This window comes from Atopobium deltae, assembly GCF_001552785.1.
Classification (GTDB): domain Bacteria; phylum Actinomycetota; class Coriobacteriia; order Coriobacteriales; family Atopobiaceae; genus Atopobium; species Atopobium deltae.
The window spans coordinates 122,316-140,043 of sequence record NZ_KQ959487.1 but is presented as its reverse complement, the minus strand read 5'-3'; the positions used below and the strand labels follow the sequence as shown (position 1 = coordinate 140,043).

At 51.9% G+C, this 17,728-nt stretch carries 9 protein-coding genes; 6 read left to right on the top strand and 3 right to left on the bottom strand.

Going from position 1 to position 17,728, the window contains the following annotated elements:
* Window positions 1-42 precede the first annotated feature (42 nt).
* Window positions 43-2,055 (top strand): ABC transporter ATP-binding protein, encoded by a 2,013-nt coding sequence (locus HMPREF3192_RS02360; protein WP_197414542.1) that lies wholly within the window; start codon window positions 43-45, stop codon window positions 2,053-2,055.
* A gap of 1 nt (window position 2,056) precedes the next feature.
* Window positions 2,057-3,892: an ABC transporter ATP-binding protein gene (locus HMPREF3192_RS02355; RefSeq protein ID WP_066305003.1), complete on the top strand. Its 1,836-nt coding sequence runs from the start codon at window positions 2,057-2,059 to the stop codon at window positions 3,890-3,892.
* Between the two features lie 448 nt (window positions 3,893-4,340).
* On the opposite strand, the gene HMPREF3192_RS02350 is transcribed toward HMPREF3192_RS02355, so the two are convergent.
* Both HMPREF3192_RS02350 and HMPREF3192_RS02345 read right to left on the bottom strand, forming a co-directional pair.
* Window positions 4,341-5,090 (bottom strand): hypothetical protein, encoded by a 750-nt coding sequence (locus HMPREF3192_RS02350; protein ID WP_066304999.1) that lies wholly within the window; start codon window positions 5,088-5,090, stop codon window positions 4,341-4,343.
* An 81-nt stretch (window positions 5,091-5,171) separates the two neighbouring features.
* Complete coding sequence (locus HMPREF3192_RS02345) at window positions 5,172-5,870, bottom strand: hypothetical protein (RefSeq protein ID WP_066304998.1); 699 nt, start codon at window positions 5,868-5,870, stop codon at window positions 5,172-5,174.
* Between the two features lie 681 nt (window positions 5,871-6,551).
* Between HMPREF3192_RS02345 and HMPREF3192_RS02340 the strand changes: the two genes are divergently transcribed.
* Window positions 6,552-10,328, top strand: a complete 3,777-nt coding sequence (locus HMPREF3192_RS02340; protein WP_066304997.1) for a Cna B-type domain-containing protein — start codon at window positions 6,552-6,554, stop codon at window positions 10,326-10,328.
* Window positions 10,329-10,510: 182 nt separating this feature from the next.
* Entirely contained in the window at window positions 10,511-14,593 is a 4,083-nt protein-coding gene (locus HMPREF3192_RS02335; RefSeq protein ID WP_066304995.1) for an InlB B-repeat-containing protein, read from the top strand.
* A 152-nt stretch (window positions 14,594-14,745) separates the two neighbouring features.
* Here HMPREF3192_RS02335 and HMPREF3192_RS02330 read toward each other — a convergent pair whose 3' ends face one another.
* Entirely contained in the window at window positions 14,746-15,513 is a 768-nt protein-coding gene (locus HMPREF3192_RS02330) for a class I SAM-dependent methyltransferase (RefSeq protein ID WP_066304994.1), read from the bottom strand.
* A gap of 97 nt (window positions 15,514-15,610) precedes the next feature.
* Here HMPREF3192_RS02330 and HMPREF3192_RS02325 point away from each other — a divergent pair, with 97 nt between their 5' ends.
* On the top strand, window positions 15,611-15,811 hold the full coding sequence (locus tag HMPREF3192_RS02325; protein WP_156422834.1) for a hypothetical protein: 201 nt from the start codon (window positions 15,611-15,613) through the stop codon (window positions 15,809-15,811).
* Between the two features lie 1,261 nt (window positions 15,812-17,072).
* Complete coding sequence (locus HMPREF3192_RS02315; protein WP_066304988.1) at window positions 17,073-17,714, top strand: ZinT/AdcA family metal-binding protein; 642 nt, start codon at window positions 17,073-17,075, stop codon at window positions 17,712-17,714.
* Window positions 17,715-17,728 lie beyond the last annotated feature (14 nt).

Below are 17,728 nucleotides of genomic sequence, written 5' to 3'. Positions count from 1 at the left end.
AGGCTAGCTTTATATGGTAGTTTGTAAGGTAGTGATGCTCGTATGACGAACGAGAAACTTGACGATACGTTCCCTGGCGAGAAGACCAGCGAACCCGCGGCAACGTCCGCACCCAACGCAGCATCAGTCGCGTCTGGTTCTGCGTCCGCGACCGCATCAGCCGCTGCGTCCACCCCACCCGCTGCGACCGCACCAACGCCCGCAGTGTCAGCCGCAACCTCATCAGCACCCGCGACCTTGGGCGATCTGCTCAAACCCGCCACAGGCCCCATGATTGCGTCGGGCTGCCTCACGGCGATCTCGGCCATCGTGCGCTTGGTGCCCTTCGTGGCGCTGCAGCAAATTGCGGTGCTCATTTTGCGCGAGCAGCAGCAATCGCTGTTTGGCATCAGCGACCCCTACCTTTGGGGCATCATCGCGCTGATAAGTTTGGTGGCAAGCCAAATCCTCTACATGGGCGGTCTGGGTGTGTCCCACTTAGCCGAAGCACACTTTCGATACGATTTGCGCAAGCAGATTGTCGACGCTTTTGCGCATCTACCCCTTGCCGACGTGCTCGGCACGCCCCGCGGTACGATTCGTCAAATTATCTGCGACGATACCACTGCTGTGCACACCCTTATTGCGCACGTGCCAGGCGACGTCACCAATGCCGTAGTCACCCTGCTTGCGGGATTTTTCCTGCTTGTATTTGTCGACTGGCGTCTAAGTCTTTCGCTCGTAGCATTTTGGGTAATCGTGGTCGGCAGCATTTCCTTCTTCTTTATGAGAAACATGGCCGAGCTTACCGCAAAGTTCGGCGAAGCGCAGACACAAGTTTCTGCCACGACGGTCGATATGCTCGATGGCATCAAAGAAATCAAAAACTTCCAGATGGCCGACGCCACCAAAACCGATTTTTACGAGAAGCGCAAGGCGTTTTCGGCGCTGTCGTATGCCTGGGTTTCCGAATCAGGTAAGGCTATTAGTTTTACAGGTGCCCTGCTCAAGCCCTCTATCGTTTTTTTGACGGTCGTGCTGCTGGTGGTCGTGTTTCTTGCCAACTCGTGGATCTCGTTTTCGGCGAGCATCCCCTTCTTGCTCATTGCCCCAGGCATTCCCGAGGGTCTTCTCACCCTGATGGGCTTAAGCCAGCACATTTATCAGTCTACATTTGCGGCGCAATCCAATTTGCAGCTCCTTTCGAAGCCGCGCATGCCGCAGGGAACCCAAGAGCTTGCCGAGAAAAACCCCGCGTTGGAGCTCACTGACGTCTCGTTTAGCTACGAAAAAGATAAGCCCATCATTCAGCATGTCAGTCTGCGCGTGGAGCCCGGAACGGTTACCGCCGTGGTGGGTCCGTCTGGTTCAGGGAAGTCAACGCTGGCAAAGCTCATAGTGCGCTTCTACGATCCCGATGGCGGAAGCATCAAGCTTGGTGGCGTTGAGCTGCGTGATTTGAGCTTCAAGGCGCTGTATTCCAACGTGTCGATCGTGCTGCAGGACGCTATTCTCAGCAATGATACGGTCTTTAATAACATCGTGATCGGTAAGCCTGAAGCCACGCTCGACGAGGTGGTGCAGGCGGCCAAGGCGGCACAGATTCACGAGAAGATTTTGTCGCTGCCGCAGGGTTATGACACGCGCCTGGGCGAGAAGGACGGCTTTTTGTCGGGCGGCGAGGTCCAGCGCATTTCGCTTGCGCGCATGTATTTGCTTAACACGCCCGTTGTGATTTTTGACGAGGCAACCGCGCAAATTGACCCCGAGCAGGAGCAGGCGATGCACAAGGCTCTGATTGAGTTGGCTCGCGATAAGACCGTCATCATGATCGCGCACCGCTTGAGTTCCATTCGCGACGTGGATCAAATTTTGTGCATTGAGGATGGTCGCGTTGTCGAGAAGGGCACCCACGAGCAGCTCCTTGCACAAAAGGGCTTGTATGCCGATATGTGGCAGGTGCAACAGCTTGAATTTGTGAACGACGTGAGCGACGCCGTGGGAGACGCATCCGCCACCACGGTCGACACCGCTACCGCTACCGCCCCCACCACCGCCGACGAACAGGAGGCATAAGATGTGGAAACTTCTGACACGGACCGTTAACGAAAAAGCATTGCGCTTTAGTACAGCGCTCTTTATACTCTCGGCGTTCTTACAAGGCATTACCCTAGCGCTTATGATTCCGCTGCTCCGCGAGCTCTTTTATCGCGGGATGGGTCCACAGTTTATATCATGGCTTGTTGCAACATGCGCTTGCGCTGCAGCAACAATTCTTGTCGACACGATTGCCATGTTCTCGTCCTACCGTGTCAGCGTCTTTGAGGTCTGCGCTTCCATGATGGACCGCGTAGCTGCTCACGTGTTGGCGCTTCCCTTAGGCTGGTTTGATCAAAAGAATAAAGCCTCCGTGGTTAATGCGCTGTCTAAGCAGGTAAACACCTTATCGCACCTCACGAGCATTGTTATTCCTTTGCTGTGCAACGCCTTTATCATCCCGTTGGTGCTTCTTGTGGCCTGCATCATTATTGACGTGCGTCTTAGCCTGCTGATGGCAGCTGCCATACTCCCGCTGATTTTCATGTGGAAACGGATGAGAAAAACAATCACGCAGGCCAACGAACTCGAAAGCCAAAGTGCACAGCAGGTTTCCGCACGTGTGTTGGAGTTTGCATATTTGCAACCCATTTTGCGTGCTACGAAGCACGACAAGCTGTGGGAACCTGTCGGTGAAGCCTTGCGTGATGATTCCGATGCCGTGTTGCGCGGTCTTGCCATAAAAGGCCGCCCCGCGCAGTCATTTTTCTTTATTACAACGCTCTGTTTTGCCCTTATCATCCTGCTGGGTCTCAACTTTGTGTTGGATCTGACGCTGGATCCGCTCGACTACATTTTGGTGGTCACCCTCGTGGCGCGCATGACGGCCCCGCTCATGCAGGCAGCTATTGTGGCTTCCGAGCTGAACAATGCTATTGTGGCGCTCACCAATGTGGATGCCATTTTGCAAACCAAGACGCTCGACGATGCGCTGCAGCTGGGTGCTGACGGCATTGCCGCTGACGGCTTCGATGGCTCCGACGGTACTGCGTCCGCTGGCGAGAAGCCCGACGGTACCGACGTCGCTCCCAGCGAGCCCGCCATCGACCTCGCTAACACCGAAATCGCGTTCAACGACGTGATCTTCTCGTACGGCAGCAATAAAAACGTGCTCAACAAGGTGAGCATGCGCATGCACCGCAATACCATTACGGCGATCGTGGGTCCTTCTGGCGCTGGTAAAACAACGATTTTGCGCCTCATTGCGCGTTTCTGGGAAACGACGCAGGGGAGCATCACGATTGCGGGCAAAGACATCCGCACGCTTTCGTCTACACAGCTCATGCAGCTCAGCTCCATGGTATTTCAGGACGTGTACCTGTTTAACATGAGCATTAAGGAAAACATTCGTATCGCGCGACCCGACGCCACCGACACCCAAATACAAAAGGCTATCGACGATGCGAATTTGACGCAGTTTGTCGCGGCGCTTCCGCAAGGGTGGGACACCAACGTCGGCCCTGCAGGGCAAAGCCTGTCTGGCGGAGAGCGCCAACGCGTGGCCATTGCGCGCGCATTTTTGAAGGACGCGCCCATTCTGCTGCTGGACGAGATAACCTCAGCCCTCGATGGCGAAAACGAGGCGGCTATTACGAGCGTTATCCAAAAACTGTCTGCAGATAAGACCGTCGTGGTGGTGGCACACCGCTTGTCGACCATTAAGAACGCGGACTATCTGTACGTCTTAAAGCCGTCACTGGCGGGTTCATACATTGCGCAAGAAGGAAAACCTGCGGATCTTGCTCAACAAGAAGGTCCCTTCAAAGCGTTTATCGAAGCCTCGCAAGCAACGATGCACTGGAAAGTGACGGGGTAGCGTCTCGCGCAGCTCACGTTGGCACGCTGTTCGGTAGCCTGATAGATTCTGTCTGAATCCAAGCCACCATCGAGTTTCATCTTCTCGCTTCGCACAGTACCTCTTAAACCATTGAGTGATTTTGCAACACGTTGCAAAATCACTCAATGGTAAGTAATACTTTAGAGTTAAAAAGGTTTGAATGTACAGTTGCTTTGACTCTCTTTGCTAGAGGAATGCAATGTATTAGTCGTTAAATAAGCTTGAACAGCCATATCAAGATTCTGATGCATGTAGTATTCATCTTCAGTGCATTCTTCTAAGAGACATTTCTTTGTTACGTTATAGTCGTCCGTCAAGAGTTCATAAGCACAGATGACTCCTCCAGTATCAAACCTTGCATTCAAATTCTGCGCCCATAAATCATATGCACGGGCAACGCCCCTTATTCACTATGTGCGCGGCAGCGTCAATCGTTCGTTTCCAGCGTCAGGTCTTGCTGCGTCAAAAGCAGAATGCCGATTTCCTCTTCTTGACGAACAACCACCATAAGTTCGCCTTCATGCACGCCAAACTCGCCAGTCGGCTCATTGAGTAGCCGCCCGTAGAAATTGTCCTTATCGACGTAACCCAACAGCTCGAAGAGCACAAACTCAGGTGAGAGCTGCTTGGTCTTATCGACAAGCAAGACGCGAACGATGTCAGGGTGATTGCGATTGCGCAAATAATCAATCCACGGGTCGGCGCGTGTGGCGTGTTGGTCTGGATCGTTTTGCGCAAGCTTGTCGACGAGCGTCATGTGGTCGGCATAGGCACCATACAGATCTGGACGATGGCTGAGGTCAAACACGGCAGTCTGCGGATGCAGCCCCTCGGCAGGAACCATCATGAGCTGATGCGTGGTCTTATTGAGTGGCAGCTCATCATAAATGCCCAGGTCACTTGTGCGTGCGGGGGCAAACGCCGCAAAACTCAAGCCCAGCTTCGGATGAATAAAGCCATAGGCGAGCGTCGCATCCGCATCATCAGGCAGAGAAAGCTCAGCCTGATTCGCAATCTTATTCAGCGGCCATGCGATAACAAAAAGGTTGTGCACGATATCCCTAAACGAAAATTCCTGCAGCTGCCGAGAAGACCGCGAGCTCGCGGGGCTGTTGCCGTGGTTGGCATTCGGACTGCTGTCGCGGTTGGTGCTCGCGTCGGTATCTGTGGCGCTCATGGCCGACCTTCTTAGACGTGGGGGTTAACGTGTATAGCTGTCACATACGAATACATGCAGCTTGACATGCGCAATGTATACTCAGTATAAGACATCTTTCGAAGTAGGAATAGCGATTTTATATACGGTAACTTTGCAGTCGTACACTCGCCAACAAAAATCGGGATCGGCCTCAACACCATCTCCGCCAAAGCAGTTCAGATTTTGCACGATGCAGACGATAGCCTCCTGAGGTTTAAGGGTACTAAAGGCATCTCGAAAGAAGTCATCATCAAAATCATGATACGGGCAATATGGAAGTTCTTCTTCGGCGTTGGTGTAAAAAGAATACTCAAGCCAACCTTTTTCGTCTACAGAAGGTATCACCCAAAGGCAATCACTCTGTTTGACGGAATTTGCAAGCTGTTCTAACTTGACGTTACGTGCTAGCACATGGCTGTTCTTTTCCCAGGTAGAATCAGCCCACAGTTCTGCAAAACCAATTTTCTGTATCTGCGAACCACCAGATCCATTGCTTTCATTTTCATTCTCGTCAAAGTCTTCGGGCGAAACGTGCTGGGCAAAATATTTTGCCCCACGAAGTCTGATCTTATCGTCAAGCGTTTTGCCATCGGCATACTCTTCTGCTGCGTACTCAAGCACACTAAAGTAAGGCCCTGTGTAATCCTGGGGATGGGGAAGCCCATGCAACTCTTCGGTGGATTTGCTGTCGGCGCCCTGCGTATTGTCATGCGTATTGGTGCTCTTATCGTCATGCGTAGCGTTTGTATCAGAAGCCATAAGGACTCCTTTCGCGATAGGTCAACTTATGGGTAGCTTACACAAGCACACAGACACTTCTTTTTCAGTGTTTTACACGTGCATTTAGAACTATCATGCAAAGTAAGTATCGACATCACCAACGCTGTAAGCTTTTCCCGCCTCCAATGAGTCAAATCCTTTTTTAAGCTCAGTATCAAGCTGCTCTTTTGATAAATTTCCTAAACAAGGGGGGGCTTGAGTTGGTAAGCGAAGATCAAAAGATAGTCCCTTGTGCAGGATAATTTGGCTGCAAAGAATTTGTATTGCGCTTGAGGGAGAATTGCTTGCATTTGCAATCAATTATGAGGCAGATGATATTTGCTTTTTGGTAAACGCCCCTAGTAAGCGTTTTTGGCGTGTTTTTGGAGTGCAGAGAGGGTTACATTTCTGTCCGCATCCACTACGGTTTTCTAGGCTTGCCGCTCACCCAAAAATAGGACGACGATTACAATTTTTTAGCGATAAGATATACGTTTCTAAAATTTGGCTTTATAATGTATAAAATCGATATGAGCAGCCTTGAAGACAAGGCGGTGGAGCACTAGCTACAGCAAGTAAGAAGCACGAGAAGTACGAGAAACAAAAACAGAACGTCAAGAAGTCGCATACGCTTCGTATCAGCTACCAATAAGGCAGACGATGCAATGGAGGACCACTACTATGACTATGCAGCAACTGCGCAAGAATAGTGTGCTTTTATTGACATGCATTTTTGCTTTGTGCCTGGGTGTTTTGCTTATGAGCATGCGCGTGAGTTACGGAGCAAGCCCCCATGTGCCAGGCGCACACATGAGAAGCTCGAGGGGGAGGGTATCCGGGCTTGAGTTTGACTCGATAACGATCGAGGATGCCGAGACGCACGAGAAAATCGCCGATCTTCTTGCCGGCGAAACACCAAAGCTCAGAAAAGGCATTACCTATGCTCTGAATGTTGGCTACAAAGTCCCCTCGGCCCTGCAGTTTAAAGCAACATATTTGCAGGTCTGGCTTGGTAATGGCATTTATGTAACAGGTCTTCCTGGCGCCACCTTTACCGAAGGCGCCATTGATAACACCAGTTTTGAACAACTTGTACACATGCCTACGGGCACGGGCACGTCGCCCTATGGCTATCCCAACGCGGGCAGCGAGCGAGCGCGTAATGGCTCACTGATTTATCGGACCAAAAATGGCCTTACTCGCGTTGATACGCGCTCCGAAATTCATTTTCGCGTTGATGACGCCTACGTGAACGAAGACGCAAAGCAAGTTATAAATGGCGCCATTAAGCTCGCACTTGACACCAAGCCAGAGGTCGCGGCCTACACGCAAGACTTTGCGATCAACCCGTGTGATGAGCTGCGCTACAGCCTTTACACAGCGCAGCCCACGGAAGTTGTTTCTAAGGGTAACACGACCACTACCCTACACATCGATAGCGCAGGTAGCGGTGCTTCGTTAACCGAGGCCAATAGCAAGACAAGCATACAAATCGTCTATCCGAAGGATCTTGAGCTCGTCGGCCTTGAAGAAACGGCGCTGTACAAGAAGAACGGCACCGTGGTAAAGACCGAGATCGAGGGCGACAACAAGGTTTCTACCGTCGAGTGGAATGAGCTTGGTTCCTATTCTGGTGGATGCGCCTTTAAGCCACATATTAAGGTACCTGCGGATTCGCCGCGCGAGAATGGATCGAGTTTTTTCGTCGCGCTCAAGAACTTTAAAAAGACTATTTGGAATGACACTCCCAACGCCGACCGCACCTCGGGCAAACAGATTGCCACGGTAAAGGTCACCATTATTGACGGCAAGACCCCCGAAAAAATCCGTGCGCACACGCTCGTCGACACAGCTATGAATTGGTCGCTCAAGAAGTACGACACGTATAATGTGCGCCTTGGTGCCTACCTCATTAAAAATGAACTTTCGGTTCCCACCAAGCCCAAAACGCTGGAAATGCAGATCGACCAAACCAATACGGCGATCATCCGTGGTGTTACCATTCCTTACGAGAAGAGCATGCAGTATGGTCCCATTCACTGGAGCAGCGCCAGTGGCAAAAGCGGCACGGCTGACCCGAGCATTCTGAAGAAGTCGAGTAAAGTTTCGGCGCTTATCACCAACACGGCGCTTGGTCTTAACATTAACGACTCCATTACGTCCATCAAGGTTGATTTGGGACCACTTCCCGCCAAGTACGATGGCATTGCGCCACAGGCTGACCTGCTCGAAACCTACGATGCCAACAATAAGTACATCTATGATGAGTTTTATGGTTGGAGCTATATAAGCAACGGCGTCTATGGTTGCTGGAAGAAGGGCACCGAAGCCCCTGTTAAAACAACCATTAAGTTCTATACCACGGGCACGACGCCCACTGCAGAAGATACGGTTGTAACCACAGCCAAGTCGAAGGCACCCGCCATCCGTAATGGCGTCGGTTCTATCGATAAACAGCAGATTAACGGAGGCAGCTCCTTCAAAATTACTGGTCGTATCAATGATGAGAACTGGGACTGGAATCCCCTGCAAGAGCCTGTGCTGTACTTGTTTATGCCCGAGGGCTTCTCGTACAGTGATCTGAAGGTCACGAATGCCACGCTTGGCAAGCCCACCTTGGTTGGCGAATTTACCTGCAAGGACAATACGAACATCAAGGTATGGCGTTACGACCTTAATGTGGGCGAGCAGACGCGCGGTCAGTATCAGCCGGACTTCTCGGCAAAAAGCATGGAGCTGTCCATGACGGTTAACACCAATAAGCTCGCAAAGAAGGGTATATACCACATCAACGATTTTGTTGGCTTTACCACCAAAGACTTCAAAGCGGTCGACGCCACCATTAAAAAAGAAAAATGGGATGGTCCCTACTGGAAGACCAGCAAAGATTACGCAGATCTGTTTGGCGATAAGGTCAACGCAGGCAAGCCCATGGTTTCGTTAGCCGAGGGCAAGGGCATTACCATAAACCAGGCAGCCGAAATTACCGCGATGTCGACCTTCTCGGTTACCGATGGCTTTACCAAAGCTACTAAGACGCTGAGTTACGACCCCAACAATAAGCAAGCAACCACTGCCGTTATGCAAAAAGGTGATACCGCAACGGTACGCATGACGGTTCGCAACAACGCAAAGGTTGCTGCTAACGTGACGAAGCTCTTTATCCCACTTCTGAACTCTGCAAAGAATTTTGGCCCGTCCTTCTCGCCAGAAAATGCGCAGGACCTGTTGTTTGAGGTCGTGAAGGCGACACCATCCGCGAACTTTGAGGTGAAGTACATCAAGCTCAACGATGGCGTGAGCTATGACACCAACCATGCGCCCAAGCCGAACGAGTATCAGGAAGTTTCTGACATTAAGCAGGCTGACATGATCATGTGCGTCGCGGCTCGCGCGCTTGCCATGGACGAGGGCGGCTACGTTGATATTTCGTATCGTGTTGCTGGCGACGTTGACAGCAGCTATAACAACAAGCGCCGCGTCTTTAGCACGGTGCTCTTCTACGATATTGAAGGCAACCAGAAGCAGCTTACGTTGCAAACCAACGCGATGACCGTCGCGAGTAGCGATGTCGTGCTCACCAAGGTGTGGAACGATAACAACAACGAAGAGCAGCTTCGTCCCAACACGGCTGCCTTTGTGCAAAAGCTGACGCTTTCGGCCGATAAGGCCATCGATCCTACCCTGTTTGTCCCGCAGGTGACCGATCTTCAAAATGGGACTTACAAGGTAATCTACAAGGGCCTTCCCAAATACGCGGGAACACCAGATCAGCTTATTACCTATACCCTGACGGAAGGGGCTATCGATAAGTACACTGCCGATAAGACCAGCTTCAGCGGAACGACAAAGGCAGACGTTATTGCAGGCACGATTACCAATACGCATGCGAAGCCAACGCCGCCGCCAGCGCCTTGGACGCCGCTCGAGCCACCTTTCCGCTCCGTCAAAGTTACGAAGACGTGGCACAATCACGCTGGCGAGAAGATCGCAGGACCTGTGGCCTCCGTCGACGTTGAGTTATACAAAAACGGTGTTGCGACGGGTACGCGCCTGACGCTCAACGCCGCCAACAATTGGGCCGGCGAGTTCAAGAGCCTTCCTGTGTACGAGTCAGCGCAGAATCCTACATCCTTTGAGTACAGCGTCAAAGAAGTGGGCGAAGACAAGGCGCAGGTCACGCTTGCAGGCACGGTATTTGAAGTCAGCTACACCGGTGACATGGCAACAGGCTTTATCATTACCAATAAAGAGAAGCCCAAGTCTCCCGTGCTGCCCACACCGCCAGCACCGACACTACCGCCGACTCCCGCGTCAGTCAAAAAGGAAAAGGTGCTTCCACGTACGTCTGATGCCACCATCAGTTTTGCCGCAGCACTTCCTGGATTGGTAGGTTTTGTGCTCGCTGGCTCTGGCTGGAAATGGTATCTGTCAAAGAAAAAATTCGAACCAGTGTAAGGATGCGTGCCCCTTGACGAGGTCATCTTGTGAAGGGGGTGTATCCGTTTGTGGCTGCATCTGGCATGCCTGCCGCGCGTTTGCGGCGAGATCCAGCATCGCCACGTCCATTTGCACACTCTATCCTCCTGCATTTATTTTTTAGGGTCATCGAACCTGTTGTTTTTGGAATAGGAAGAACCATGTCGACACATACAACCAAAGCAAAGAAACTGCTTCGTTCAAAAACAGTTCGCATAACGACAAGCTGCCTGTTTGCAGCGCTTATTGTGACAAGCATGATACCAACACTGTCACTGGCACAGATTGCAGCACAGGTTCGTGCCGCGACACAGCCTGCGGGAGCTGCCGAGAAACCCGCAACGCCTGCGGGCAGAAGCGCAACGAAGACAGCTTCAACACCTTCGAAACCAACTGCGGCCCCAACGAAGTCAGCCTCGACTCCAGCCTCTACGCAAGCAGATCCAGCCCCCGCGCCAGCGCCGCAAACGCGCACAGCCGCACGATCTTCTCGCACGGCAACTGAGCTGTGGGTTGATGGCTCAACGGGAAGCGATACCAACGACGGCTCCGCTGCAAAAGCGCTTAAGACGCTTCCTCGTGCGTTGGAGCTGCAAAAAGCAAATCCCAGCATTAGCGTCATTCACCTGACAGGTACGCATGCGCTGAGTGCCACGCAGACCATTCCTTTGGGCGTCATGCTCAGGATTGGTGACGCGGGCGCAACCATCACGGGCACAGGAAATGCCATCAACGGTATTGTGCTTAAGTCTGGTGCCGCGCTTTCGGGTACGGGTACGCTCAGCATGTCAGGCTTCAAGACCGCCCTTATTGCAGAAAAAGGCTCGAGCATCACTGATGGTACCTACAAGTTTATAGGCAACGGCTTCAGCGATGGACGCGGCATTTCGCTTGGTGGCTTGGTCAAAGGCTCTGCTGGTAAGAATAAGCTGACCATTACCGCCGACGATATATGCAACTCCAACTTCTACGAGAGCAGTGTGGTGTTCGAGAACTGCACTATCAACGTGGTTTCGCAAAATCGCACTTGGTTTGATGCGCGCGACCTGACGCTCAAAAATGCTTCGCTTACCGTCGAGGGCTTTGGCATGTCGTTTTACGTCAACAAGCTCACGATGCTGGACAGCGAATTTATCATTAATAAGCGCGGATGGCGTCACTCGACGGGTCTGGCCATCCAGGGTGCCTCAAATATTGTGAGCTCGCGCATCGTGGCAAACGCTGGCAGTACTGCGGGCATTTCCGTGGGTGTGAGCAAGGGCGATGTGGTCGTTACCGATTCGACGCTCGAGCTCAACAACGCTGGCACGGGCGGCCTTAATGTCAATACGGGCCGCGTTGTGCTTACAAATTCCACGATCAAGGGCAACGGACAACAGTATGGTGCGCTGTTTGGCGCACAAGCGAAGGGTACTATCGAGCTTGGTCCCAACTGCTTGGTCGAAAGCCCTGCCGCAAAAGATTCCGACTCGGGCGCTGGCGAGACAAGACAGAATTACATCGTGCTGGGCGGTTCTCACCTCGTAAAATATGCTCCCGACTACAACAGTAGCCTCGGAAGCACGACTCCTACCAACGGACCAGCCAATGGCAACGAGCCACTCTCGCTGTTTACCTTGGCCGACGCTGCTCCCACCACGCTCACGCCACTGAATAAAAATGGCGTTGCCTATGAGTATCACGTGGACAAAGCCTCGAGCGATAGCAAAAAACATGTATGGGTACCTGCGGCAAAACTGACGTTTGTACTCAATGCGCCCGACGCAGCACAAACGGTTGACGCGTCCTACGCCGACGGCTCGTCTGCCAACCAGATCGCCCTTGCTATGCGTGGCTACGCGCTCAAGGATGCGACGGCGGTGGGCGGCGGCAGTGTCGCGCTTCCGTCGAATCCCTTTGCGGCTGGCTACAACTTTGTAGGTTGGTTCTATAAGGATGCGACGGGTGCCGAGAAGCCCTTCTCGGCAGATGTAGCTGTCACGACCGACACAACGGTGTATGCAAAATGGCAGGCAGATGCCTCGTCGTATGCCATCAAGTACCACAACGACCAAAATCCTGAGGTGACCTATCTTGCCTCATCAAGCAGGGCCGACCGCTCTGCCAAGGTGTTGACCAAAGACGAAATCGCCACGGCGTCGCCAAAGTTCATTCCCGAAGGAAAGACTTTTAAGGGTTGGAGCACCCAGCCGCAGGGCGCGGGCACCAAGGTCGCCGAAGGTAGCACCGTTACCATAAAGCCTGGAGTGACAACCCTCGACCTGTATGCCGTTTGGGAAGAGCAGCAGGTCAGCGTGAAGTTTTCGGCCAACGGCGGCGTCTTTGCGCCCGACAGCGTGTTTAAGACGCACCCATCCGCCTTTGATATTCAGCATGATGCCAACGGTGGGGAAGTGGCCGTTGTTAAAAAACAGGCCAAGGTGGCCGATCAGATCAAGCTCAGTGCACTTTTGAGCTCGCTGGATAGCTCGCTGACGCATAAAACACCTGGTATTTTGGGTGCTACGCAGCAGGCCAATGATGCCGTCTACACCAAGTTGGCAACGCGCCCCTATTACGTGCTGCAAAGCAAAAAGGTGTCCCTCGGCTCCATTTTTGGCATTTCGCTGGGCGAGGCCTACCACTACTGGTTTGTTGATGCAAAAGGGACGACAGAAGCCAAGATTGGTGACGACATCACGCTTACCAAGGATTACACTTTCTATTTGAACTGGGCTGCCGACCCCGCGATCGAGCGTATTCACGAGAAACTCGCGCTTCCCGCGGACATTATGGTGGGCAACGACACGCAACATACGAGCATCTATCCCGTTGTGGCGGGACAGACCATCGACTTTACAGGCACCATCGAGGCCTCGGTCGTCAAAGCTCAGATGCGCGGTATCGAGAAGAAATTCCCCAACACCACCGATTACAGCAAAGTGGCCCTTTCGGACATGAGCTCGTCCTTTAAGGCGATCTTTACGCTTCCCGAGGGCATGGAGTTTCCTTCCACGCTCACGGCTGCCGACATTAAGACTGAAGGCTTTGCGGACACCTTTAGCGTCAGTAAGGTAGAGGTTAACGGTAAGACGGTAAGCATTACGCTTACGCTGAAAGATGGCATTGCAACCTACAAGGATCTGCAAGCAGCAGTTATCGATAAACTCGCCGACACGATGAAGCTCACCCTGCCTGGTGTCAAACTCAGCAACACACTTGCCGCTGGCACAAAAGCCACGGTCAAAGGCACGCTTGACGGAAGTTTTAAGGCTTGCGCCACCAATGACGCGGGCACACGTAAGCTCTTCTCGTTTGAGTGGAACGGCGTGCAAAAGCCCGAAGGCAAGGACTTTACCGCCGCATCCGTTGATGATGGTATTTTGTTCACCGTTGCTGTGCCGACGCCTCTGGTTTCGGACTTGCCAGGCGATATACTCGTGGGCACCAACACCACCCACACCGAGCCGTTGAAGCTTGCACAGGGCGAGCATTTTGACTTGACGGGCGCGTTGCTGGCACAGACCATTCGCGACCAGATGAAGGCCATTGAGGCACGCTACCCAGGAACGGCGCATGATCAAATTGCACTCTCGTCGTTGCGTTTCTCGTTTGTGGCAACGATGACGGTTCCCGACGGTATGACCCTTCCCAAAAACCTGACGAAGGATAGCATTAAGCTCTTGGACTTTGGCCCTGGCTTTGTCGTGAGTGACGTTTCAGTGAGCGGCAAAACGGTCACCGTGCGCTTTGCGCTGGCTAATCCCGCCGCGATCAAGACTTACGCCGACCTTAAAGCTGTGGTTGACGCTGCGGGCGCCGCCGACGGTTGGATGAAGCTGACCGTACCTGCCGTCGAGCTGGACCACGAGGCGACCGTTGGCAAGCCACATACGATTGTCGGTACGGTTGTGGGAGACTTCTCGGCCGTGGCTACGTCACAAGCGGGCACGCGCAAGCTGTTCTCGTTTGTGTGGAACGCGGTACAGTGGCCCGACGGCAAGGATTCTTCTGCTTCTGACGAGAAGACCATCCAGTTGACGGTTGTTCCTACAAAGGCTGCCGATCCTCACCCAGTGCCGCCGTCTGCGCCTAAGCCCACGCCCAAGCCATCGCCCAAGGCCGCTGCAACCCGCGCCGTGCCAAAGACGGGTGATCTGACCAACATTTCGACAAGCCTTGTTGGAACGCTCATGGGATCAGGTATGCTTGCAGCCTCGTGGTTTGTTGCACACAGGCGCAACAAGAAGGCAGACAAGCGCTAAGCGTCCATAAGCGCCAAGCGCTAAGCGCCAAGCGTGTCTATCAGTGCTCGTAGGCGCATATAAAAAAAGCGAAACGCCCGTAGAAGACATTACGTTTTCTGCGGGCGCCGTGTATGCTAAACCAGTTGCTACAGCATCTCATCAAGCTCGCGTCATACCAGATTTGTAAAATCAGAATTGCTCGTATGGGTGCGACGACACTCAACATAACAAAGAGGCACGCGACCTTCGAGCAGCTTGGAATAGGTGCAATCCCAGCCATGCACCGCCAAGAATTTAAGATATGCTCGATACGACCAACTGTGGTCAAAACTTAGCCCCACCATTTTTAGAAACTGCAGCCAAAGTTTACCCACAAAGCCAGAATTACTCGCAACAACAAAATTTGGAGCAATAAGCAGCCCGTCTGGACGCAACACACGCTTAATTTCTTGCAAGGCTAGGTTGGGTTGTGGCATCGTATGTAAAGCATTGGCGATAATAACAACGTCAAATGAATCGTCAACATACGCAAGCTTGGTTGCGTCAGCAACTTCAAATGTAAGTTTCGCGCGCTCATCGTGCTCGCCACCAGCATCAGTGTAGCCAGCGATGCCAGCGCCACTAGCACAAATGTCGTCAGTGTAGCTAGCGATGCTAGCATCGCCAACACTGACAGTGCAGTCGTCGCCAGCATCATCGCCGCCCTGCTGCTTATTTGCTTGTGCAATCATACCTTCCGAATAGTCGGTTGCTATCATTTGTTTGGTTACGGGCGCTATATGCTTTGCTAACATGCCAGGACCGCACGCGAGCTCAAGCACGGTCTTATCGTGCACTCGGTGCTGTATATGATCGTATAGCCAGCGATACGTGGTCTTCTCGCCCCGCATGGCAAAGCGGTAGGCGGGAGCATAAAAATCCCAGGTTGATTTTTTCAAGCTGACCACCTTCTTTCGGCTCTAGTATAATGCAAGTAGCTTATACAAAATCGTACGCAATCAAGAGTAATCCGATGCAATCAGGCGCTTGATCATTGTGGCGCTCAACACAGCGCATATCAACACAGCGCATATCAACACAGCGCATATCAACGCTGCACATATCAGCGTTGCGCTCAAAAAGGTGGTGACCCCCGTGGCGGTCGTGTGTTTTCATAATTCCGATGAGGAGAACGGTCCTTTTAGCAACTGGTATCTCTCCGAATTCATCGTGGCAGACGTTACGTCTATCATGTAGTGCGTAAGATGTGTCTAAGCGTTCCTTTAGAATGACGTTACACGCGAGCCTTCAAGGCGCAACGCATTGACCCACAGCACATCGAAGCACGAGGAAACGTTTCGTTGTATGTCTCGTCTGAAGAGCTGCTTGCGCACTTACTATGCAGACCGTATGCTTTGGGCCCAAGGGGGCCAATCATTGTAAGGCACCCTGCACCTTTTTGCAGAGTGCCGCTTATGTAGGCTGTTCGTAAGGGTCGCTTATAGAGTACAGATAGCTTATCTGGAGCAAGCTATGGAAAAAAATTACACTTTTATACGGTTTAACTTACTGGGATGACTTAAAACAAGGAATTGATGTTGTATGGTTACTGGGTCCCTTTAGTGAGCTTGTGGCCACAGGACAATTTGCTGTTGGATTTTTTAATTACGGTGAATTTATCTAAGGAAATCCCTTAAAAATATGCATACCAGAACTTCCTAAAGAGTGTATCCCACTTAATCAGATACTAATATTTATAGACAAAAATTATATGGACAGTTTAGAAGTTAGTTTTGATGAAAGTGACAGCATTCAAGATATAGGCGAATCTAATCAAGATATAGGCGAATCTAATAAGGCACGAGATAAAACACTTTTTAAGGCGATGTGGAAAAAGTTGCCCGAAAACGCGCGTTCTGCCCAAGAGCCTTTACACAGACGCGATAACCCCGTAATACTGTAATGTCCCTACATGGACGAAGAATTGTATAAAGAGCTTGGCATGAGCTGCTACATTTTGGTTACAGGTTACTCAGGGGATCTTCTTTTGGCGTAGTGGATGAGAGTGGATGCGGCAAAAGCCGTAAGAAAAATAATGAGATACCTCATGAGTACCTGTGTGGGTTATAGTTGTTCTTTTGGCAAATACTTCACGTAAGAGCTTTGCCTAATACCTTGTCCAAGTGTAAATCAGAGTTCGGACACATCTTCTGCGCCGCCACAACGTTGCAACGGTGCGATCGCGCACAACACCGGCACACAACGCCGTGCCAGTCGCGCTAATCGCGTCAACACAGCCGCGTTGCCGCACGCCAGTCGCGCCACCACTACCCCCCCAACCCCGCGACCACGCTTTATAAAAATATGTACATATGCGCATGTAAAAGCATGTGTACATACCGTAAAGACTGACGCAAAAAAAGAATGTTTTTTATTGACATCAGCGCGACGGTAGAGTAATTTAAGCTAATGTTAACCAAGGCTAACTAATAGCTACAATCCGAATGGAGGGTTTGAAATGAACAAGCTTACCGGTATTGCCGCTTCTGGCATCTCTATGGTGTTGGCGCTCACGCTCGTGGGCTGCGGCGGACAGAAGGCTCAGGATACCTCAAAGTCGCAAGAAAAGCCAGCCGAGTCTGCGCAAAAAGACACCAAGAAGGCTGCTTCTTTGGCTGACTGGAAGGGTGTTTGGAACAGCATCGACGGTTATCTCGACGAAAAAGAGCTTGACGCTACCTACGAAGAGGTAGCCAAGCGCGACAACAAGAAGCCCGAAGATGTTAAAAACGAGATGAAGACCAAGACTGCCGCAGAGTTCAAGGGCATCGAGGTTACCGAGGACAGCATCACCTTCCTTGATGGTTTTAAGGACAAGGACGGCAAAGAGATTGCTAAGTCCAAGTACGAGTTTGTCGAGGCCAAGAAGGTTAAGCACGGCGGCGCCGAGCTCGAGTGGAACATTTTCAAGGCTACCGATAAGGATGCCAAGTATCCTTACATGATGCTCATGGGCGTTCACGGTGAGGAAGAGCTCGTTCACTTCCACCTTCGCTTTGGCGCAAGCGTAGAGGAGATGGAGAAGAAGACCGATTGGTATCCCACCTTCGTGAAGCCTTCTACCACGCTTGATCAGATCAAGGGCGAGATCAAAGAATAAATCTTTGTAGCTTG